The following is a 21649-nucleotide window of genomic DNA, read 5'->3' as shown; positions in this document are numbered from 1 at the left end:
ATCACTTGGAAGATCAGGTTAGCCGAGCCGGTTGTCGGAGCCGCGCGGTCCCTGGCGCACGGCCTCCGCGTTGAGCGTCGGCTGCCAGTCGAAGATGTAGCCGCTCTCCATGGAGCCGATGATCACCTCGGCCCCGGCCTTCGCCCCGGCCTTGGTGAGCTCCTCCTCGACGCCGAGCCGCTCCAGCCGGTCCGCGAGGTAGCCCACGGCCTCGTCGTTGGTGAAGTCGGTCTGGCGGATCCACCGCTCCGGCTTGACCCCGGTGACCTGGAAGGTGCGCTCGTCGACCCTGCGGACGGCGAATCCCGCGTCGCCGTGCTGCTTGGGCCTGATGACCAGCCGGGTCGGCTCCAGGACGGGAGCGGCGGCCCTGGCGGCGGCGACCATCTCCCCCATGGCGTAGGTCAGCTCCTTGAGCCCGTCGTGGGTGGCCGCGGAGATCGTGAAGACCCGCAGGCCCCGCTCCTGGAGCATCGGTCCCACGATCTCCGACAGGTCGCGGGCGTCGGGCACGTCGGACTTGTTGAGCACCGCCAGGCGCGGCCGGTCCTCCAGCTTGCCGTACGCCGCCAGCTCGGCCTCGATGGCCTCGTAGTCGCTGACCGGGTCGCGGCCCGGCTCCATCGTGGCGCAGTCGATCACGTGCACGAGCGTGTTGCAGCGCTCGACGTGGCGCAGGAACTCGTGCCCCAGGCCCCTGCCCTGCGAGGCGCCGGGGATCAGCCCGGGCACGTCGGCGACGGTGAAGATGGTCTCGCCCGCGGTGACCACCCCGAGGTTGGGGACCAGGGTGGTGAACGGGTAGTCGGCGATCTTCGGGCGGGCCGCGGAGAGCGCGGCGATCAGCGAGGACTTGCCCGCGCTGGGGAACCCGACGAGCGCCACGTCGGCGACGCTCTTCATCTCCAGCATGACGTCGATCTCGTCGCCGGGCTCGCCGAGCAGCGCGAAACCGGGGGCCTTGCGCTTGGCGGAGGCCAGGGCGGCGTTGCCGAGCCCGCCGTGCCCGCCCTCGGCGATCACGTAGCGGGTGCCCGCGCCGATCAGGTCGATCAGGACCTCGCCGGTGTCGGCGTTCTTGACCACGGTGCCGTCGGGCACCGGGATGATGATGTCGCCACCGTTGGCGCCGTCGCGGTTGGCGCCGTGTCCCTGCTTGCCGTTGTCGGCCTTGCGGTGCGGACGGCGGTGATACTCCAGCAGGGTCGCCGTGTTGGCGTCGACCTCCAGGATCACGTCACCGCCCCGACCGCCGTTGCCTCCGTCGGGACCCCCCAGGGGCTTGAACTTCTCCCGATGGACAGAGGCGCAGCCGTTTCCCCCGTCACCGGCCTTGATGTGCAGGACCACCTGGTCCACAAAGTCCGGCATGTCTACTTTCCTACCTCTATCTACGGGAACGTCTGGTGAAAACGCGAACAGGGGTGGACCGCTGAATGCGATCCACCCCTGCCGTCAACGTCTGTCGGCGCGAATCTACTCCGCGACCGGGACGATGCTCACCGCGCGGCGCCCGCGCTTGACACCGAACAGAACGTGGCCCGCGGCCAGCGCGAACAGCGTGTCGTCACTTCCACGGCCGACGTTGTCGCCGGGGTGGAAGTGGGTGCCGCGCTGACGGACGATGATCTCGCCGGCGTTGACCAGCTGACCGCCGAAGCGCTTCACACCGAGCCGCTGGGCGTTGGAGTCGCGGCCGTTCCGAGTGGACGACGCGCCCTTCTTGTGTGCCATCTCGCAAAACTCCCGAAACTCAGGCCTGGTCGATGCCGGTGATCTTCACCTGGGTGTACCGCTGGCGGTGACCCTGGCGCTTCTTGTACCCCGACTTGTTCTTGTACTTCAGAATCCGGATCTTCGGACCCTTGGTCTCACCGAGAATCTCGGCGGCAACCGTGAACTTGCCCGCCTCGGTGGTCACGTCGCCGTCGTTGACGACGAGGACCGTCGGCAGCGAAACCGTGGAACCGACCTCGCCGGCGACCTTGTCCACTTCAAGGACGTCACCGACGGAGACCTTCTGCTGCCTGCCGCCGCAACGAACGATCGCGTACACCGCGGAACCCTTCTTCTGACTGCTTGCTCGCTGGATGCTGCGCCCCGCATCCGGCTGTGGTCATTGATGACGTACCGGGTAGGCGCGCGAACAGGGCGCGCCATGAGCGCACCGGTTCACCAGAGTACCGGATTGACGGTGTCCTGGTCGAACCGGGCGGAACGTCGGGGGTGCCGGCCTTCGGCCCCGTCCCTGTTCGGGACGGGGTCTAGTCGGCCGACCTGGCCTTGCGGGAACGTCTCCGCCCCCGGCCAGAAGCCTGTGCTGCCTGACCGTCCTCGTGCTGGACTCCGTCAAGCGCATCGGTCACCGTATCACGGCCTGACTGGTCACCGGCCGCCACCGCGTGGTTACCGTCCTTGCCGAGCTTCTCCGCGACGGCCTTCTCCACGGCCATCTTGCCCTGGGTGCCGCGCGGCTCGGGCTTGCCCTCGACCGGCTCGGCCGAGACGTGCAGGCCGCGGCCGTTGCAGCACTCACAGGTGGTGGAGAAGGCCTCCAGGAGGCCCTGGCCGACCCGCTTGCGCGTCATCTGGACCAGGCCCAGGGACGTCACCTCGGCCACCTGGTGCTTCGTGCGGTCGCGGGCCAGGCACTCCAGCAGCCGCCGCAGCACCAGATCCCGGTTGTTCTCCAGCACCATGTCGATGAAGTCGATGACGATGATGCCGCCGATGTCGCGCAACCTGAGCTGGCGGACGATCTCCTCGGCCGCCTCCAGGTTGTTGCGGGTGACGGTCTCCTCAAGGTTGCCGCCCTGGCCGGTGAACTTGCCGGTGTTGACGTCGACCACGGTCATGGCCTCGGTCCTGTCGATCACCAGCGAGCCGCCACTGGGCAGCCAGACCTTGCGCTCCATCGCCTTGGCGATCTGCTCGTCGATCCGGTACGCGGCGAAGACGTCGCCGCTCTCCTCCCACCTGCTGAGGCGGTCGGCCAGGTGCGGGGCGACGTAGCGGACGTACTCGTCGACCGTCTCCCACACGTCGCCCGCGACGACCAGCGAGGCGAAGTCCTCGTTGAACACGTCCCGGACCACCCGGACGGTCAGGTCGGGCTCGGAGGAGAGCAGCTCGGGCGCGCTGGCCGACTTGGCCTTGCGCTGGATGTTCTCCCACTGCGCCGACAGCCGGGCCACGTCGCGGGCCAGCTCGTCCTCGGAGGCGCCCTCGGCGGCCGTACGGACGATGACCCCCGCGTTCTCCGGCATGACCTTCTTCAGGATGCTCTTGAGACGGGTGCGCTCCTTGTCGGGGAGCTTGCGGCTGATGCCGGTCATCGAGCCGTCGGGCACGTAGACCAGGTAGCGGCCCGGCAGGCTGATCTGGCTCGTCAGGCGGGCGCCCTTGTGGCCCATCGGGTCCTTGGTGACCTGCACCAGCACCGACTGGCCCGACTTCAGCGCCACCTCGATCCGCTTGGGCTGTCCTTCCAGCCCTGCGGTGTCGAAGTTCACCTCTCCGGCGTACAGGACCGCGTTGCGGCCCTTGCCGATGTCGACGAACGCGGCCTCCATGCTCGGCAGGACGTTCTGCACCTTGCCGAGATAGACGTTGCCCACGTACGACTGGCTCGCCTCGCGGTTGACGTAGTGCTCGACGAGGACGTTGTCCTCCAGCACCGCGATCTGGGTGCGCCCGCCGGTGCGGCGGACCACCATCATGCGCTCGACGGACTCCCTGCGGGCCAGGAACTCCGACTCGGTGATGATCGGCGGGCGCCTGCGGCCGAGCTCGCGGCCCTCGCGGCGGCGCTGCTTCTTGGCCTCCAGACGGGTCGAGCCGCGCACGCTCTGCACCTCGTCCACCGAGGTGCTGCGCCCGGCGCGGGGCGCGCGGATGCGCACCACCGTGTTCGGCGGGTCGTCCGGGACGTCCCCGGCCTCGTCGGTGCCCCTGCGCCGCCTGCGGCGACGGCGGCGCGAGCTGCCGCTCTCGGCGTCGTCGTCCTGCTCGGCCTCGGGCTGCTCCTCGTCGTCCTGCTCGGCCTCGGTCTCCTCGGTCTCGTCGAGGTCGCGCGCCTTGCCCCGGCCCCGGCCGCCCCTGCGGCGCCTGCGCCGGCGACCGCTGGCGTCGTCGTCGCCGTCGGAGTCGTCGTCCTCGGGCTCCTCGGCGAGCTCGGCCTTCTCGGCCCGGTCGATCCTGTCAGTTCTGTCGGCCCTGTCAGCTCTGTCGGCCTTCGTCTCGGCGTCCTCGGGCTCGGGCACGACGGGCTGGACCGGCGCGGGGCGCGCGGCGGGCTGCGTGGCCCGCTGCGGGTCGGGGGCCTGGAACAGCGGCTGGAACACCGCGGCGGGCGCCTGGAAGGTCACCGAGGGCACCTCGGAACGTTCCTGGGCGGTCAGTCCGAAGGGGTCGGCGAACAGGCCGGGCCGCTCCTCGACGATGTCCTCGCCCGCGGGCTCGTCGTCGAGCGGCTCGTCGGCGGGCAGCAGCTCCGCCTCGGCCTCCTCCGCCTCGGCGGGGGACACGGCCTCGACCGGCGCCACCTCGCGCGGGGCGGCCTTCTTGCGCGTACGGGTGCGCTTGGCGGGGGCGGCGGGCGCCTCCTGGGCCACGGGCTCCACGGGCGCCGCGGACTCCACGGGCTCGGCCTCGGCGAAGGGCACCGGAACGGCGAAAGGATCGGGCACCACCGGAGGCACCGGGGGAACCACGGGAGTCACGGGGGTCACGGCCTCCGCGGGCCCCGTCTCCACGGCCTCCACAACCTCTGCGGGCTCGGCGACCGGCTTCTTCGCACGGCTACGCCGCGTGGTGGCGGCAGCACCGTCCGCCACCGCCGTCTTGCGCCTGGTGGCGCGCTTGGGAGCCGCCACCACGGGCTCCGGCTCCTCGCCGGAGGACTCCACGGCGGGCGCCGCAGGGGCCACCGGGGCCGCGACCTCCGCGACCGGCGCGGGTGGCGCCGTGACCACGGGGGCCGGCTCCGGCGGCTCGGGCGGAGGTCCGGCGGGCCGGCTCGCGGCCCTGCGGCGGGTCGCCGGTGGCCGTGTCTCTTCTGTTGTCGTATCCCCGTCAGGGCTGTTGACCCCGGCGTTGGGCTCGTTGTCGAGCATGCGGGCGCTCTCCCGTTCAGCTCCCGGGCGCGTCTCCGCGCCGCGCGGGAGCTCTCGTCTCTCACTGTCCGCCAGGCCCAGGGCCCGGCGCCAAGTCCTATATGTCGCCGCCGACGTGCCTGCCCACCGGTTCCGCTTCGCCGCCGCGCGTGGTGTCGCGGTCCAGGCCGAACGGGTCGGCGGGCTCACCGGTGTGAACGTCCAGCGGGCCCTGCGCCAGCCTGGTTACCTCGGGGGGCACCGGCGGCGCGAAGTCAGCCACAAGACGCAGTCCAGTGAGAACGTCGTCGGGTCGAACGGCAGGAGTTTCGTGCCGTACAACCATGCGAAGTATGACACATGGCTGACTGGACGCCTGACCTGCTGTTGTCTCGGTTACCTCAAATACCGCGAGGTTCAGCACCGCTTCACGTGCGTCGAAGCGTCGCATCCCCTTCTTCGTAAGGCGTTCGACCTCGACGTGGTCCGTGGCGACGAATTTCTCGACCGCGGCCCCGGCGAGGGCGAGATCGGCTCCCGGCAGCCGCAGCTCCCACGCCGAGCACTCCATCTGGTCGGCCAGACTCGCGGAGCGCGCCTCGACGACGTCGAGCACGTCGAGACCGGGCGGCAGCGAGGTGTCCAGGGCGGCACGCAGCCGACCGGGATCACACTCCCGCGTCACGCTGATCTCGAAGTACTCGGCCTCGCTGGCGACCCCGGTGGGGGCGGCCGATCCCACGTAGGAGATCTTCGGGTGGGGCGAGAAGCCCGCGCTGAACGCCACCGGGACGTCGGCTCGCCGGACCGCCCGTTCGAGGGCCCGGGTGATGTCACGGTGACTGGTGAAGCGCAGGCGGCCGCGCTTGGCGTAGCGCACGCGCAGGCGCTGCACCACGGGCGCGGGCGGCGGCCCGTCGGGAGCGGGTTTCAGGGTGGTGTCGTCCTTCCCAAGTCGTGGTCGTCGTTTTCTCAGGGGCGGCGCTCACGCACCGCCTATCTCAGACAACCGTCAGTGGTAGCAGCTTCTTCCCGGTGGGCCCGATCTGGATCTCGGTCCCCATCGTGGGGCAGACGCCGCAGTCGTAGCACGGGGTCCAGCGGCAGTCCTCGACCTCGACGTCGTTGACCGCGTCCTGCCAGTCCTGCCAGAGCCACTCGCGGTCGAGACCGGCGTCGAGGTGGTCCCAGGGCAGGACCTCGTTCTCCTCGCGCTCACGCGTGGTGTACCAGTCGACGTCGAGACCGACCTTGGCGGCGGCGTCCATCCAGCGCTGGTAGGAGAAGTGCTCGCTCCAGCCGTCGAACCGGCCGCCCTCCGCCCACACCGCGCGGATGACCTCGCCGACCCGGCGGTCCCCCCGGGAGAGCAGGCCCTCCACGATCGAGGGCTTGCCGTCGTGGTAGCGCAGGCCGATCGCGCGGCCGTACTCCCTGTCGCCGCGCAGGGCCTCCTTCAGGGCCCGCAGCCTGCGGTCGACCGTCTCGTGGTCGGCCTGCCCGGCCCACTGGAACGGGGTGTGCGGCTTGGGCACGAAGCCGCCGATGGAGACCGTGCAGCGGACGTCACGCGACCCGGTGGCCTCCCGGCCCGCCTTGATGACCTTCTTGGCCAGGTCGGCGATGCCCTGGACGTCGGCGTCCTCCTCGGTGGGCAGGCCACACATGAAGTAGAGCTTCACCTGCCGCCAGCCCTGGGTGTAGGCGGTGCTGACGGTCCTGATCAGGTCTTCCTCGGTGACCATCTTGTTGATCACCTTACGCATCCGCTCCGAGCCGCCCTCCGGGGCGAACGTCAGGCCGGAGCGGCGGCCGTTGCGGGAGAACTCGTTGGCCAGGTCGATGTTGAAGGCGTCGACCCGGGTCGAGGGCAGCGACAGGGAGGTGTTGGTGCCCTCGTAGCGGTCGGCCAGCCCCTTGGCGACCTCGCCGATCTCGGAGTGGTCGGCCGAGGAGAGCGACAGCAGGCCGACCTCGTTGAAACCGGACGCCTTCACGCCCGCCTCGACCATGTCGCCGATCGTGGTGATCGAACGCTCACGCACCGGACGGGTGATCATGCCCGCCTGGCAGAACCGGCACCCGCGGGTGCAGCCGCGGAAGATCTCCACGCTGAACCGCTCATGCACGGTCTCGGCCAGCGGGACCAGCGGCTTCTTGGGGTACGGCCACTCGTCCAGGTCCATGACGGTGTGCTTGTGGATCCGCCACGGCACGCCCGACCTGTTGGGCGCGACGCGCTGGATCCGGCCGTCGGCGTGGTAGTCGACGTCGTAGAACTTCGGCACGTAGACCCCGCCGGACTCGGCCAGCCGCATCAGCAGCCCGTCGCGCCCGCCGGGCGAGCCCTCGGCCTTCCACTCGCGGATGACCTCGGTGATCGCGATGGCGATCTGCTCCCCGTCGCCCAGCACGGCGGCGTCGAGGAAGTCGGCGATCGGCTCGGGGTTGAACGCCGCGTGCCCGCCGGCCAGGACGATCGGGTCGTCCTCGCCCCGGTCGGCCGCCTCCAGCGGGATGCCCGCCAGATCCAGCGCGTTCAGCATGTTGGTGTAGCCGAGCTCGGTCGAGAAGGAGAGCCCCAGCACGTCGAACGCCCGTACGGGCCGGTGCGCGTCGACCGTGAACTGGGGCACGCCCTCGGAGCGCATGAGCGCCTCCAGGTCGGGCCAGACCGCGTAGGTCCGCTCGGCCAGCGTCTCCGGCAGCTCGTTGAGGATCTCGTAGAGGATCTGGACGCCCTGGTTGGGCAGCCCGACCTCGTAGGCGTCCGGATACATCAGCGCCCAGCGGACCGTGGTCTCGTCCCAGTCCTTGACGGTCGAGTTGAGCTCACCTCCGACGTACTGGATCGGCTTCTGCACCCTGGGCAGGAGCGCTTCCAGGCGGGGAAACAGCGACTCGACAGACATGCCACCAAGAATATCCGCCTACAGGGGGTGCCACAGGCGGTCGTCGCCCGCTCGCAGCGAGTCGAGGCGGTGCCGAAGCTCCTCACGGGCGGTGTGATCACGGTGTGCGTTGCGCAGCACGGCCGTGAGAGTCTGCAGTTCGCGCATGTCGCGCAGCACCGGATAGCCCTCCCAGGTGGCCGCGTCGTAGCCGTAGGCCTCGCTGAAATTGGCCCGCTGGCGTTCGGTCAGCCCGAATCTGCCCCCCTGGAGTGTCGGGATCAGATCGATCTCCCTCGGCCCCGCGCACACCCCGTCCCAGTCGCACAGCAGGAACCCGCCACGCGTGCGGATCAGGTTGCCCCGATGGGCGTCCGCGTGGACGAGCCCGTACGGCAGCACGAACTCCACCCGCTCGTAGTAGGCCTCGGCCAGCGCCTCGCAGCGGCCGAGCAGCCAGTCACGGTCGTCGTCGGCGAGCGCGACGCTCGCCCCGATCGCCCGGCGCACCCCCCCGAACGGGTCGTGGGTCGGCAGGTCGAACGGCACGGGCGGCAGATCGTGCAGCCGTCGCAGCAGCGGCCCCAGCTGCGCCGGGTCGGGAGGCGGCCCGATGTGCTCCTCGTGGTGCCAGAACGTCGCCAGGAAGCCCTCGGCGGCGATCGGCTGCTTGATCTCCAGCGGCCTGACGGCGGGGAAGCCCCGCTCGGCGAGCCACCGGGTGACCCGGATCGAGGTCACCAGCCGGTCGTACTTACCCGGCGTGGTCGCCTCCGCCAGCCGCACCACCACCTTCTCGCCCGCCAGGTGGTAAACGGCGTTGGCGAAGTCGCGCATCAGCGTCGCGCCCCCGGTGTCGAGCCCGGTCTGCCTGCGCGTCTCCGCGAGCGCCACGGCGGCGCGCGAGAGGAGTGAGCCCTCCGCGGCGATGCTCATCGTCCACTTCTCCCGTCCGAGATCGCGTGCCGGGCCCGCCGAGGCAGGTCCACGGCGCAGAAACCCTCGATCTGCCCGGCCATCTGCTCCCCGCCGGGGCGCGAGGCCAGCAGCGCGCGGCTCGCGCCCAGGGTGGCCCCCAGGCTGCCGATGCGCCGTTCGGGCGGGAGGGCGAGGATCGGCGTCATGGCGTCCTCGGCCCCCGCGGTGTCGCCCTCCATCAGGTGGGCGATCGCCAGATGGGCGCTGGCCATGGCCTCGCACCCGTAGGAGCGGTTCTCCGGCTCCCCCGAGGCGTACAGGGACAGCGACTCGCGCGCCGACTCGATGGCCGGGGCGGAGGCGCCGAGCTGCAGCTGGGTGACCGCCGCGTAGTAGCGCTCCTTGGCCGGGCGGAACGCGAACTCCCCGGCGATCTCGTCGTGCAGCTCGTCGCCCCCGTCCCCGGCCACCCGGGCCTCGGCCGCCTCGCGCAGCGCCTCGGAGGCCTTCTCCCGGCGCCCGAGAAGCGCGTACGAGCGGGCCCTCAGCATGTGCAGGCGGGTGGCTCCCGAACCCGCGCGGACGTGGGTCAGGCCCTCCTCCGCGTAACGGGCCGCGTCACCGTGGCGGCGGTCCCACAGCGCCACCGACGACTGCATGCCGCGCGCCCACCCCATCAGCGCCGCGTGCCCGGCCACCTTGCCGTACGTCCAGGCGGCACGGGCGAGGGTGTCGGCGGGGACCCGGCGGTCCATGTCCATGCTGGCGTTGGCCATCAGCCCGCACAGCGCGCCGGTGAGGAAGTACAGCTCCCTGGCCTGCCCGGGATGGACACGCCGCTCCAGCGCCCTGCGGGTGCGCTCCTGCAACTCGCGCATCTCCACGAAGAGCGGCAGCGGGGCCTCCGACACGTAGCGCCTGCCGACCCAGATCACCTGGGTGCGCAGCCGCTCCAGCGCCCCGGCGCCCAGCTCGCTCTCCTCGGCCTGCTCGGCGTGCGCGCCGGCCTCGTCGGCCGCCACCGTGATCACGTCGAGGACCGGCGGCGCGGGCGGCACAGAACGCAGCTCCTCGGGCGTGTAGTCCTGGGCGAAACCGAGCTGGACCGGTCCAGTCTGAAAGAGCCTGCACAGCAGGTCCGTGTAGTCGCGGTCGGGCCTCGCCCCCGCCTCCCACTCCCGCCAGGAGCGCTCGCTGAGCCCGCGCCGCTTGATCCTCTCCCTGTCGCACATGGTGTGGAAGTGGTCAATGGCCTCCTCCACAGTCCACCCGTGGGCGAGCCTGCGGCACTTGAACCTGGTCTGCTGGGGGCAACAGGCGTGGATCTCGTCCACCATCTGCTGGATGACCGCGGCGGACGGCGGGCCGGAGACCCCGGCCAGCGTACGGTTGCGAATGATCGTCGCGCACGCCAGCGCGGCGCGGTCTCCACCGCGTGAAACCGGGGTCATCGGCGCTCCGGGGGGTGTCTTGGCGCCTCGGTCACGAGCCGCTGCTCTGGAAGGGCACGACCGTGCCGCCGTTGCGGAGCTGCGCCTGGAAGAGCTGCCCGCACAGGCTGCTCGGGGTCTCGGCGAACCACACCGCCGGCGGGCTGCCCGCCGACACCGCGGCCCAGCGCCCCTTGCTGAACACGATCCGATAATCGGGAAACGCGGTCCGTAGCAGTTCGAGTGCCCGTTGCCGCTCGGCGAGCTCAGAGATCACGGCTCCTCCGTCATCGCGAGTTCCGTCTTCGTTCCCAGAATGTTCGCTTGACGAACGCCATACCAGTGAGAATCGGGGGTTTCCGACATGCGGGCCGCTCTCATGTCGGTGCCGAAAAAGCGGCGAAACGGGCGCCGAGCCGGTTACTGGAACGGTTGCCGGCGCATGTGGATCGCCTGGAGCAGGCCAAAGGCGATCATATTGGCGAAGGTGGCGGTACCGCCATAGGAGACGAACGGCAGCGGAAGGCCGGTGATCGGCATGATCCCGATCGTCATCCCGATGTTGACGAACGACTGGAAGGCCAGCCAGCACACGATCGAACCGGCCATCAGCGCGCCGAACCGGTCGTCGCACTCGCGCGCGATCCGCACCCCCCGCACCAGGATCATCCCGAGCAACGCCACCACGGTGACCGAGCCGAGGAAACCGAACTCCTCCCCCGCCACCGTGAAGATGAAGTCGGTGTGCTGCTCGGGCACGAAACGGCCGGTGGTCTGGCCGCCCCCGAACAGCCCCTTGCCGAACACCTCCCCCGACCCGATCGCGATCAGCGACTGGGTGCTGTTGTAGCCGACACCGCGCGGATCACTGGCCGGGTTGAGAAACGCGGTGAACCTGGCGATCTGGTACGGCTCCAGGACGTCCAGGAACCACACGGCCACCCCCGCGCCGACCACGCTGAGGGCGAGCCCGGCGATCCAGCGCTTGCGGACCCCCGCCACCACGATCGTGCCAGCCGTGATCACCCCGATGACCATCGTGGTGCCCAGGTCGGGCTGGAGCATCACCAGGCCCATGGTGAAGGCCGACACCACCAGCGCGATCACGACGTCGAAACCGCGTGGCCGGTCGGTGCCCCGGGCGGGCTGGGCGAGCAGCATGGCGAGCATCAGCACCAGGCCGAGCTTGGCGAACTCCGACGGCTGGAACGCGAAACCGCCCCCCAGCATGATCCACGAGTGGGCGCCGTTCACGGTGCTCCCGAGCGGCGTGATCACCAGGATCAACCCGACCAGCGTCGCACCGTAGATCAGTGGCGCGAAGAGCCGCAGCGACCGGTGGTCCACCATCGCGGCAGTCCCGGCCAGCACGGCCCCGATGACGAGGTTGAGGATGTGCTTCTTCACCAGCCCGGTGGCACCGGCCGCCCAGGTCCTGGTCGACGACCAGACCAGCATCGTGCCGATCACCGCCAGCGCGGCGACGGCGACCAGCATCAGCCCGTCCATCCGGCCCACCGTGGAGGCCGCCGCCACCGTCCGCCCGGCCAGGGACGCCCTCGGCGGGGCCGCCGCCCGGTTCACGCCGCCTCCCGCGCGGGCGTCACCGCCGACACCGTCGCGGCGGTCACCACCGGCGCCGCCACGAACACCGACCCGCGTATGACCGCGAACACCCGCCCCGTCACAGGGACCGTCGCCGGTGTCATCGCGACACCGTCCCGTCCTTGGCGATCACCGGAAGCGCCCTCGCCGGGCGCCCGTCCGGCAGGATCGAGGCGGACGGCTTCCCGTCGGGCTTGAACCCGTAGATGCCCTCGTAGATCTTCCGTACCGCCGGAGCCGCGGTCTGGCCGCCCATCCCGCCCTGGGACACCATCGCGACGATCACGAACCTCGGCTTGTCCGTCGGGGCGAACGAGGCGAACCACGACGTGTCGGCCTTGCCGTAGACCTCGGCGGTACCGGTCTTCCCGCCGATCCTGACCTTGTCCATGGGGAACCCCGAGAAGGCCCCGGCCGCGGTGCCGTCGGAGGCGACCTCGCTCAGCGCCCCCTTGATGTAGGCGCGCTCCTCCCGCGAGATCGGCAGTTTGCCCACCACCGGCACCTTGATCTCCTTGACCTTGGTGCCGTCGGGACGCACCAGCGCCCAGCCCACCCGGGGACTGCGCAGCTTGCCGTCCCCGACCAGCGCCACATAGGCCGCCGCCAGCTGCAGCGGCGTCACCAGCACGTCACCCTGCCCGATGGAGAAGTTGGCGGCGTCGCCCGGCCGCCACTGGAACCCCTCCAGGCAGTTCTCGTACGCCAGCCGCTTGAGGAAGGCCGCCCTGCTGGGACTGCTCTTGGCCACCTCCGGATAACCGGTCCTGGCCCGCCTGCAGTTGTCCTCCTTGGTCGTCGCCCAGAGCGCCTTCTTCCACGCCCGGTCGGGGATCCTGCCCGGCGACTCACCCGGCAGGTCGATGCCCGTGGGACGGCCGAACCCGTAGGCGCGCGCCATGTTCGCCATCGGCTCCTTGGTCCTCCCCCTGGGGTTGAGCCCGCCGTCGCGCAGCCACTGCTCGTACGCCGCCCGGTAGAAGATCGTGTCGCAGGACTTCACCAGCGCCGTGTGCAGGTCGAGGACGCCCAGCCCGATACCCCGGAAGTTGTTGAACGGCCGGTCGCCCACCATGAAGGACCCCGGGCAGTCGTACTTGCCGCGCAGCGGGTAGCCGTCCCTGAGCATCGCCGACACCGACGACACCTTGAACGTCGAACCGGGCGCGAACTCGCCCTTGATCGCCCGCGACACCAGCGGCTTGCCGGTCTTGCCGGACAGCAGCCGCTGGTACTCCGCCTCGGAGATCCCCCCGCTCCAGACCGCCGGATCGTACGTCGGCGCGCTGGCCAGCGCGATGACCCGGCTGGTCCGCGCGTCCAGCACCACCGCCGCCGCCCCGTCGGCCTTGGGCGCGCCCTTCATCGCCTCGGCCAGCGCCTTCTCCGCCAGCGTCTGCACCCTGGCGTCGATGCTGGTGATGAGCGTGTCACCCGGGATCGGCGACACGTGCCGCTCCACCCCGATGACCTTGCCGAGCCGGTCGACCTGCACCCGCCGCATCCCGGGCGTCCCCCGCAGCGGCACGTCGTAGACCGACTCCAGGCCGTCCCTGCCCACCAGGTCGACCCCGGAGAACGCCGCCCTGAGGCCGTCGCGCCGGTCCAGCTCCTCCTGCGTGATCGGCTGCAGGTAGCCGAGCGCCTGCGCGCCCGCGCCCTTGCGCGGATACTCCCGCACGGCCTGCACCTCGGCCGTGACACCCGGGAACTCCTCCTGCCGCTCCAGGATCTGCAGGGCCTCGCGCGTGGTGACGTCGACGTCGATGGGAATCGGCTGGTACGGGGATCCCGGCCAGCAGGGGCGGGTCACCCCGGGGCCGCACGCCCTGATCCGCTCCCGCAGCTCGGTGGGACGGCGTCCGAGCACGGTGGCCAGCCTCTGGAGCACCTCCTGGCCGTTGCCCGCCATCCGGTTCAGGCGCGTACGGTCGACCGAGACCACCAGCGTGGTCCGGTTCCGCACCAGCGGACGGCCCGTCGCGTCGAGGATCTGCCCGCGCACCGCGGGGACGACCACGTCACGCGTACGCGTCTCGGTCGCGGCCTCCACGTACTCCGTGCCGCGCACCACCTGCACCTGCCAGAGCCGTACGGCGAGCAACGCCAGCATCGACACCACCAGCACCTGCACCACGACCAGACGCCCCCGCATCAGGCCCATGTCCGCTCCTCCCCGCCCAGCCCGCCGGAACCCATGCGCCCCATACGATTCATGCACGGCTCCGCAGGGCCGACCGGGGCACCTGGATGAGCCGCGGCTCCGGCCCCCGGACGACCCTTCGCACCATCCACACCACGGGCGGCGCGGCGAGCAGGTTGCAGACCATCGCCTGCGGCAGCACCGCCGTGAGCATGGACACCCCCGTCCGCGGATCCCCCACCAGGGCACCGGTCACCAGGGCGATCACGGGACCGGCGACCGCGCAGGCCAGCGCCACGAGCGGCCCCGCGCCCGGCTGGCTCTCCACCGCGCGTCCCGCCATGAAGCCGATGAGGCAGAACACGAGCGCGTTGTGCCCGAGCAGGTGCGCCGCCGGCGGCAGCAGGTCGCTGACGAGGCCCGCGGCGAAGCCCATGACGGCCCCCGCGGCGGCCCCGCGCGCCAGCGCGTACCCCACCACGGCGAGCAGCACCAGATCCGGCGCGGCCTGCCCCGGCAGCGGCAGCCTGTTGACGACGGTCACCTGGACGATCATGATCCCCAGGAGCAGCACCACGAACACCGCGTTGCGGCCCATCCCCTCAGGTCCTCTCTCGCCGTCCACGGGGAGCCTCCGCCTCACGCGGTCCGGGCTCGGCATCGGCCCCGGAGTCAGCCTCGGAGTCGGAACCGGCCCCGGGACCGGGCTCCGCGTCCGACTCGGGGGAGCGCGGCGTGGACCGCCCCGGCGTCGAACCCGGCGTCGAGACCTTCGCCTTGCGCGAGTCCGGAGGAAGCACCGCGTCACGCGGGTCACGGCGCGGCGCCCGCACCACCACCCCGACCACGTCCAGCGCGGTGAGATCGGCGGACGGCCGCGCGTACGCGATGCGGGTCAGTTCACCCGGCGTGGCCTCCACCCGCTCCACCACCCCGATCGGCACCCCCGCCACGTACGGCGCCCCGCGCTGGGAACCGAAGCTCACGATGCGGTGGCCGGGGGTGATCGGCGCGGTCGAGTCGAGCAGCCGGAAGCGGACCAGGCGGCCGTTCTCCCCCACGCCGTGCACCACCCCGATCTCGTTGCTGCCCTCCAGCCTGGCCCCGGCCGCCGAGGCGGGGTCACTGAGCAGAACCACCGTCGAGGTGGACGGGCCCACCTGGACCACCCTGCCGACCAGGCCGTCGGCGTTCAGCACGGTCATCTCCGGACGCACTCCATCAGCTTGCCCCACGTCGAGCTCGACGGCCTCCTCGAACCCGGGAGCGCCGCGCCGGGCGATCACCTGGGTGGGCAGGATCTTGTAGCCGCCGGTCCCGGCCACACCGAGCATCCTGCGAAGCTCCCGGGACCGCCCCCGGTCGAGGCTCTGCGCCGCCAGATCGTGCCTGAGCCGCTGGTTCTCCATGCGCAGCTTCTCGATGCGGTCGCGCGCCGCAGGCGCCTCGGCCATCGTCTCGAAGAACTCGCCGACCGGTCGCACGAACCCCGCCCCCGCGCTCTCCGCGGCGCCGAACAGCGTCGTACCGGCCGTCCTGAGCGGACCGAACGGCGATTCCGTGATCGAACGGTGGTCGATGGTCACGAGCACGAGCGCGGCCGCCAGCAGCAGCCCCAGATTGACCCGTGCCCTCCGGGTGTCCTTCATCAGTGCCGCGGCTCGGGGACCAGAACCTGCTGCAGCGCGTCGAAGTCCTCGACGCACTTGCCCGAGCCGAGCGCGACGGAGTCGAGGGCGTTGTCGACGAGGTGGATCGGCATGCCGGTCTCGGCCTTCAGCCGCTCGTCCATGCCCTTGAGGAGCGCACCGCCCCCGGTGAGGGCGATCCCGCGGTCCATCAGGTCTCCGGAAAGCTCGGGCGGGCACTTGTCGAGCGTGGTCTTGACCGCGTCGACGATCGCGTTCAGCGGCTCCTCGATGGCCTTACGGATCTCCGCGGCCGACACCACGATCGTCTTGGGCAGGCCGCTGACCAGATCGCGACCCCGGATCTCGGCGTGACTCTCCTCGGGAAGCATGCACGCGGAGCCGATGGCCATCTTGATCTCCTCGGAGGTGCGCTCGCCGAGCATCAGCGAGTACTCCTTCTTGGCGAAGGCGATGATCGCCTGGTCGAGCTCGTCGCCGCCCACCCTGATCGACTGGCTGGTGACCACACCGCCCATCGAGATGATCGCCACCTCGGTGGTGCCACCGCCGATGTCGATCACCATGTTGCCGGTGGGCTCGTGCACGGGGAGCCCGGCGCCGATGGCGGCGGCCATGGGCTCCTCGACGATGTAGACCCTGCGCGCACCGGCCTGGTAACCGGCTTCCTTGACCGCCCGCTGCTCGACCCCGGTGATCCCGCTCGGCACGGCGATGATGATGCGCGGCTTGGCGAAGTGGCGGCGTTTGTGCACCCGCTGGATGAAATAGCGCAACATGCGCTCGGTGACGTCGAAGTCGGCGATGACGCCGTCCTTGAGCGGGCGGATGGCCACGATGTTGCCGGGAGTGCGGCCTATCATCCGCTTGGCCTCGATACCAACGGCCACGATCTTCCCCGTCGCGGTGTTGATCGCCACGACGGACGGCTCGTTGAGCACGATCCCGCGACCCCGCACGTACACCAGGGTGTTCGCGGTGCCGAGGTCGACCGCCATGTCACGGCCCAGAAAAGCAAGATTGCTGCCCATGAGGAAGGCCGGCCTCCTTCCGTCAGGTCGTCGGCGAAAACTACGGAACGCACTCGAATCGTAACGTGACGTACCCACCATTGAGCGCAATGAGGCGGCCTGCCCCAGCAAAATCTTGGGTTAGCCGAACAGGGCGGGCCCCGCCGTCACGAGGACGACGAGGCCCGACAAACACGGCGAAAGCGCGTGTCCTAGAAGCGATCCGGGAAGAAGATCTTGATCTCCCTCGCGGCGGACTCGGGGGAGTCGGAGCCGTGGACGACGTTCTCGCCGATCTCCAGGGCGTGGTCGCCGCGGATGGTGCCGGGCGCGGACTTGACGGGGTCGGTGAGGCCCGCGAGACCGCGGAAGGCCTCGATGGCGCGCGGCCCCTCAAGCACCAGCGCGACCAGCGGGCCGGAGGTGATGAACTCCACGAGCTCGCCGAAGAACGGCCGCTCGGAGTGCTCGGCGTAGTGCACCTTGGCGGTGTCGACGTCCAGGGTGCGCAGCTCCAGCGCCACGACCTTCAGACCCTTGCGCTCGACACGGGCGATCACATCGCCGATGAGACCACGCGCCACACCGTCGGGCTTGATCAGGACAAGGGTGCGCTCGGACACTGAAGTTCTCCTTTGAACATGTATGGGTCGCGGACTGCGGTAAGCGTGCGAAGTTTACCGTCCTTCGCGCGCTTCCCCGTGGTCGGCGAGGTCACTGGAGGGCGGGGCCGTTCCCCGGGCCGTCCTCGGGCGAGGGCGCGGGCGGCGGCACCACCACGGGCGGTGCGACGACCTTCTCCGGCTCGGTCTCCGGCTCCGGCTCCGGGTCGCGCTCGGGGACGCGGTCGGGCTCGTGCCGGGGCCTGGGCCTCCCGCCCTTGCCCGTCCCCTGTCCGCCTCCGGTGGCGGCCACGGACCCGCTCATGGACCCGGTGGCGGCCATGGGCCCGGCCTCGGGATCCGGACGGACCTGGGGCCGCGAACCGGCCTCGGACCGTGGCCGCACCACTGCGTGTCCCGCCTGTTCTGCCCGCCCGGCCTGTCCTGGCCGCCTGGCCGGTCCGGTCTGCCGGGGAGGTCCCGAGGCCGTGGCGGCCGGCCACGCGCCACCTGTGGGATCGATCTCCCCCGCGGGAGGGGGCACCAGCCCGGAGCCGGGAACCCTCCCGGACGGGACATCGGCCGTGCCGTCCGGGGTGTCCCGGCCGTCCCAGGCGTCCCGCGGGCCCGCCGGGGTGCCGGGCAGCAGGCGGGCCAGGACGGCACCGAGCACGATCACCGCGAGCACCAGGCCACCCCCGATCAGCGCCCACAGGTGCAGGGCGTCCACGAACCCGTCGACCAGCGCCTGCGGGGTCGTGGCGTCCTCCAGGCGGGTGACCTGGACGCCGCTGCCCAGCAGGAAGCCCACGAGCACCGAGGGGAAGAACAGCGACAGCGCCAGGAGCGCGGCCCCCTCACCGCAGGAACGCAACGCGCCGGTGAGCGCCACCGAGGCGCCCCCCGCGAGCAGCGCGAACGGGAGGATCAGCGGGAGCCCTCCCGGAGCGGGCAGGAACAGCCGTACGGCGCACAGGCCCGCGACCATCACCACCAGCCCGCCCGCGGTGACCACGGGCATGGCCGCGTCGCCCAGCCGGTTCGCCAGCGCGGCGGACAGGAGACCCACCAGCGCGGCGATCACGAAGGCGGGCCACAGGCCGGACAGACCAGGACCTCCCAGCCCGCCGAGCTCGACGTAGGTGATCTGGGCGGCGGTCGGCAGGGCGACGACGCCGACCGCGACCATCGCGTAGGCCGGCGCCCGGCCGACGGCCCCCTTCGAGGTGCCGGAGGAGGCCAGGGCGAGCAGGACGAGGACAGACACCAGCGCCGCGCGGATCACCAGGTCCGGCGACCAGTCGAACGTACTGCCCAGAGCGAGGGCCGCGACGCCCGCGGCGGGCACGACCACCCACAGCGTGCGCCCGCGTTCCGCGACGGCCCCCACGGGGTCGCCCTCGCCCTCCCTCAGCCACAACACCAGATAGACCGCGGCGAGCGCGAGCGCGACCCCGGTGAGCATCGGGTACGGCTGGAGGGTGACGCGCCAGGAGTCGACCTGGTCAAGGGGCCACAGCGCGAGCGCCTGGGCGGCCAGGAGACTCGCCGTCAGCACCGCCGCCCACACGGCCCTGAGGAGCACCGAACGCCCCCAGACGGCCATCAGGGTGGCGGGGACGAGCAGGCCCGCCCCGACCCCGTGCAGGACCCGCAGGACCCCCACCAGCGCCGTGGACCCGGCGTACCCACCGGCGGCGTCGGCGAGGGCGAGCAGGGTCAGCCCCGCGACCATCATCGGGGCCGCCCTCGTCCGGTGCACGGCCACCGCCGCCACCGGAACGGTCAGGACCATCGCGGGAAGCGCCAGCCCGTGCGCCCTGATCATCGCTATCTGCGAGATCTCCGGCGGCAGGAGGGCGGCGACCACCGAGATGGTGTTGGGAATGGCGACGATCGCCAGCGGCAGCACTACCGCGACGAGCAGTCCGAGGACGACGTCGAGCATCAGGGAGACCCGGAGCGCGCGCACCAGGCCCGTGGGCCTGGCGGACACCGCCCGAGTCGGCTGGATGGGAGGGACGGCCATGTTGGCCGACTTTAGCGAGAAGTCACGCCCTCGACACGGCGAGCGACGAATATCGCCGTGATCCACAGCGCGGCGAAGACCACCCCGAGGAAGAACATGGTCGGGACCATGAGGCCGGAGGCGATGGCGAGCACCTGGATCACGCTGCCCGCGACGTAGGCGAAAGGCCGCTTGAGCAGGCCGATCACCACCACGCAGAGGAATGCCAGGCCGAGTCCGACGGTGGCCGCGACGGCCGGTTCGACACCCTGCGTGTTGATGGCCACCGGCGTGAACAGACCAACGACTATGGCCTCCATGCCGAGCACGCTGGCGCAGAGACGCCTCATCCCCGGGGTGACCGTGATCATTTTCCGCTCCTCCAGAATCGCCTCGACCATGCCCCGCCCGCCTGCCGCGTCGTGTCCGCTCACCGTGCCTCGTCCACTCACCGCGCCTCGTCCGCCTTCAGCAGGAGCCGCGCGTCACCGGCGGTCACCACCGACCCGGTGATCAGCACCCCGGCCCCGCTGAACTCGCCCAGGGCGTCGACCATACCGATCGCCCGGTCGATCGCGCTGTCCAGCCTCTCGACCTGGTGCACCCGGTCAAGGCCGAAGATCTCCTCGGCCAGCGCGGCGAGATCGTCCACGTCCATGGACCTCGGCGAGGAGTTCCTGGTCACCACGATCTCGTCCATCATCGGTTCCAGCAGCTCCAGGATGCCCTGGACGTCCTTGTCCTCGAACACCGCCACCACGCCGATGAGCTTCGCGAAGTCGAAGGACTCCTGCACGGCGTCCAGGCTGGCCCGCATCCCCGCCGGATTGTGCGAGGCGTCGACGACCACCGTGGGCCCCCGGCGGACCACCTCAAGCCTGCCTGGAGAGCGCACCCCCAGGAACGCCTGCCGCACCAGCTCCGCGTCGAGAGGCTCGTCCCCGCCGGTCAGCGCCTCCACCGCGGCCAGCGCGCAGGCCGCGTTGCTCGCCTGGTGGGCACCGTACAGGGGGAGCAGAATGTCCTCGTACGTTCCCTTGAGCCCTTTGAGCCGGACCAGCTGCCCACCGATGGCGAGTTCCCTGCTCAGTACGCCGAACTCCAGCCCTTCGCGTGCCACGGTGGCACCGGTGTCGGCCGCCCGCCTCATCAGCACCGAGGCCGCGGGAAGCTCCTGCTGCGCGAGCACGGCGGTCGCCCCCTGCTTGATGATGCCGGCCTTCTCCCCGGCGATCGTCTCGACGTCGGGCCCCAGATAGTCGACATGGTCGAGGGAGATGGACGTGATGACCGCCACGGCGCCGTCGGCGACATTGGTGGCGTCGGTGACGCCTCCCATTCCCGTCTCGATGACCGCGACGTCCACCGGAGCGTCCGCGAAGGCGGCGAACGCCATCGCGGTGAGGGTCTCGAAGAAGGAGAGCCGCCGTCCCTGGGCGTCGACCATCTCCAGGTAGGGCGCGATGTCCTCGTACACCTCAACGAAGCGCTCCTCGCTGAGCGGCGCGCCGTCCACACTGATGCGCTCGCGCATGGAAACGAGGTGGGGGCTGGTGAACCGGCCAACCCGCAGGTTGCGCTCGCGCAGGAGTGCCTCGATCATCCGGGTCGTGCTCGACTTGCCGTTCGTACCGGCCACGTGCACGACGGGGTAGGAGTGCTGCGGAGAACCGAGCAGATCCACGAGCGCGGCGATCCTGTCGAGGCTGGGCTCGAAGTTCCACTCGACGCCACGCTGCATGATCGCTTGTTCAACCGCTCGATAGTCCACGTCCCCAGCCTACTGACGTCCTGGGCGGGTCCCGGACAGGCCCGTAAAGGCTGGTGCAACGCGGACCCCCCAACGCATAAAACTCCACAAGCCCAAACCAAACACGACAGCCATACCGACGCGGAGCCCAGCGAAGGCGAAGCCGGTAACCGCGCAATAGGTCCCCGCCCAAGGCCCCCGGAACACAAAAAAGGCCCCCGCCCACGACGGAAGCCTTCCCCTCTCACAAAACCCCGCCCCCCGCCTCCGGGGCCCCGCTCCCGTTCCCCGACAGTTCGGCAATCCCGGAATCCCGCCGGGAGACCCGAGAAGGCCCACAGCGGAAGCACGAAAAAAGCAACCCCGAAAGGCGCGGAACGGAGAGCCCCGGACACGCGGAACAGGCGGGGTGCACGAAAAGGCTCAGGAAAGCACGAAGGGCCCCACCAAAACTGGTGAGGCCCTTCGTGAAAGATTGTCCGGCGGTGACCTACTCTCCCACACCGTCCCCGGTGCAGTACCATCGGCGCTGAAGAGCTTAACTTCCGGG

Annotated in this window: 19 protein-coding genes and 1 rRNA gene; all 20 read right to left on the bottom strand. The window is 70.8% G+C overall.

The window, feature by feature from the left end; translation table 11 throughout:
• Positions 1–18: 18 nt before the first annotated feature.
• Positions 19–1371, bottom strand: coding sequence for a GTPase ObgE (obgE, locus tag ACW9TB_RS38585; protein WP_472753071.1), 1353 nt, complete (start codon positions 1369–1371; stop codon positions 19–21).
• A gap of 105 nt (positions 1372–1476) precedes the next feature.
• A complete protein-coding gene (gene rpmA, locus ACW9TB_RS38580; protein ID WP_030924780.1) occupies positions 1477–1734 on the bottom strand; it encodes a 50S ribosomal protein L27 in 258 nt (85 codons plus the stop codon).
• Positions 1735–1753: 19 nt separating this feature from the next.
• Positions 1754–2056, bottom strand: a complete 303-nt coding sequence (gene rplU, locus ACW9TB_RS38575; protein WP_030924785.1) for a 50S ribosomal protein L21 — start codon at positions 2054–2056, stop codon at positions 1754–1756.
• A gap of 208 nt (positions 2057–2264) precedes the next feature.
• Positions 2265–5114, bottom strand: coding sequence for an Rne/Rng family ribonuclease (locus tag ACW9TB_RS38570; RefSeq protein ID WP_472753070.1), 2850 nt, complete (start codon positions 5112–5114; stop codon positions 2265–2267).
• A gap of 97 nt (positions 5115–5211) precedes the next feature.
• Positions 5212–5991, bottom strand: a complete 780-nt coding sequence (locus ACW9TB_RS38565) for a TIGR03936 family radical SAM-associated protein (protein WP_472753069.1) — start codon at positions 5989–5991, stop codon at positions 5212–5214.
• Between the two features lie 103 nt (positions 5992–6094).
• Entirely contained in the window at positions 6095–8005 is a 1911-nt protein-coding gene (locus ACW9TB_RS38560; protein WP_472753068.1) for a TIGR03960 family B12-binding radical SAM protein, read from the bottom strand.
• An 18-nt stretch (positions 8006–8023) separates the two neighbouring features.
• Positions 8024–8920 carry a phosphotransferase family protein gene (locus ACW9TB_RS38555; protein WP_472753067.1) on the bottom strand — a complete coding sequence of 299 codons (897 nt, stop codon included), beginning with the start codon at positions 8918–8920 and terminating at the stop codon, positions 8024–8026.
• Positions 8917–10353, bottom strand: a complete 1437-nt coding sequence (locus ACW9TB_RS38550) for a hypothetical protein (protein WP_472753066.1) — start codon at positions 10351–10353, stop codon at positions 8917–8919. The genes ACW9TB_RS38555 and ACW9TB_RS38550 overlap by 4 nt, the downstream gene beginning before the upstream one ends.
• A gap of 31 nt (positions 10354–10384) precedes the next feature.
• Complete coding sequence (locus ACW9TB_RS38545; RefSeq protein WP_329084411.1) at positions 10385–10609, bottom strand: hypothetical protein; 225 nt, start codon at positions 10607–10609, stop codon at positions 10385–10387.
• 143 nt (positions 10610–10752) lie between these two features.
• Positions 10753–11916, bottom strand: coding sequence for a rod shape-determining protein RodA (rodA, locus tag ACW9TB_RS38540; protein ID WP_472753065.1), 1164 nt, complete (start codon positions 11914–11916; stop codon positions 10753–10755).
• Entirely contained in the window at positions 11913–12041 is a 129-nt protein-coding gene (locus ACW9TB_RS38535; protein WP_472753064.1) for a hypothetical protein, read from the bottom strand. Before ACW9TB_RS38535 ends, rodA begins: the two co-directional genes overlap by 4 nt.
• Positions 12038–14101 carry a penicillin-binding protein 2 gene (gene mrdA / locus ACW9TB_RS38530; protein ID WP_472753063.1) on the bottom strand — a complete coding sequence of 688 codons (2064 nt, stop codon included), beginning with the start codon at positions 14099–14101 and terminating at the stop codon, positions 12038–12040. Before mrdA ends, ACW9TB_RS38535 begins: the two co-directional genes overlap by 4 nt.
• Positions 14102–14150: 49 nt before the next feature.
• Positions 14151–14678, bottom strand: coding sequence for a rod shape-determining protein MreD (gene mreD / locus ACW9TB_RS38525; RefSeq protein ID WP_472753062.1), 528 nt, complete (start codon positions 14676–14678; stop codon positions 14151–14153).
• 4 nt (positions 14679–14682) lie between these two features.
• Positions 14683–15729: a rod shape-determining protein MreC gene (mreC, locus tag ACW9TB_RS38520; protein WP_472753061.1), complete on the bottom strand. Its 1047-nt coding sequence runs from the start codon at positions 15727–15729 to the stop codon at positions 14683–14685.
• Positions 15729–16760 (bottom strand): rod shape-determining protein, encoded by a 1032-nt coding sequence (locus tag ACW9TB_RS38515; RefSeq protein WP_329084417.1) that lies wholly within the window; start codon positions 16758–16760, stop codon positions 15729–15731. Before ACW9TB_RS38515 ends, mreC begins: the two co-directional genes overlap by 1 nt.
• A 191-nt stretch (positions 16761–16951) precedes the next feature.
• Entirely contained in the window at positions 16952–17362 is a 411-nt protein-coding gene (ndk, locus tag ACW9TB_RS38510; protein ID WP_329084418.1) for a nucleoside-diphosphate kinase, read from the bottom strand.
• Positions 17363–17453: 91 nt separating this feature from the next.
• Positions 17454–19370 carry a hypothetical protein gene (locus ACW9TB_RS38505; protein WP_472753060.1) on the bottom strand — a complete coding sequence of 639 codons (1917 nt, stop codon included), beginning with the start codon at positions 19368–19370 and terminating at the stop codon, positions 17454–17456.
• An 11-nt stretch (positions 19371–19381) separates the two neighbouring features.
• A complete protein-coding gene (locus tag ACW9TB_RS38500) occupies positions 19382–19783 on the bottom strand; it encodes a DUF4233 domain-containing protein (RefSeq protein ID WP_472753059.1) in 402 nt (133 codons plus the stop codon).
• Positions 19784–19797: 14 nt separating this feature from the next.
• Positions 19798–21090: a bifunctional folylpolyglutamate synthase/dihydrofolate synthase gene (locus ACW9TB_RS38495; RefSeq protein ID WP_472753078.1), complete on the bottom strand. Its 1293-nt coding sequence runs from the start codon at positions 21088–21090 to the stop codon at positions 19798–19800.
• Positions 21091–21576: 486 nt separating this feature from the next.
• Positions 21577–21649: ribosomal RNA gene (gene rrf, locus ACW9TB_RS38490) — 5S ribosomal RNA — on the bottom strand; the annotation flags it as partial.

The organism is Streptosporangium sp. H13245, assembly GCF_055690525.1.
The sequence above is the reverse complement of the archived record's forward strand: the minus strand, read 5'-3'. Positions and strand labels throughout refer to the sequence as shown.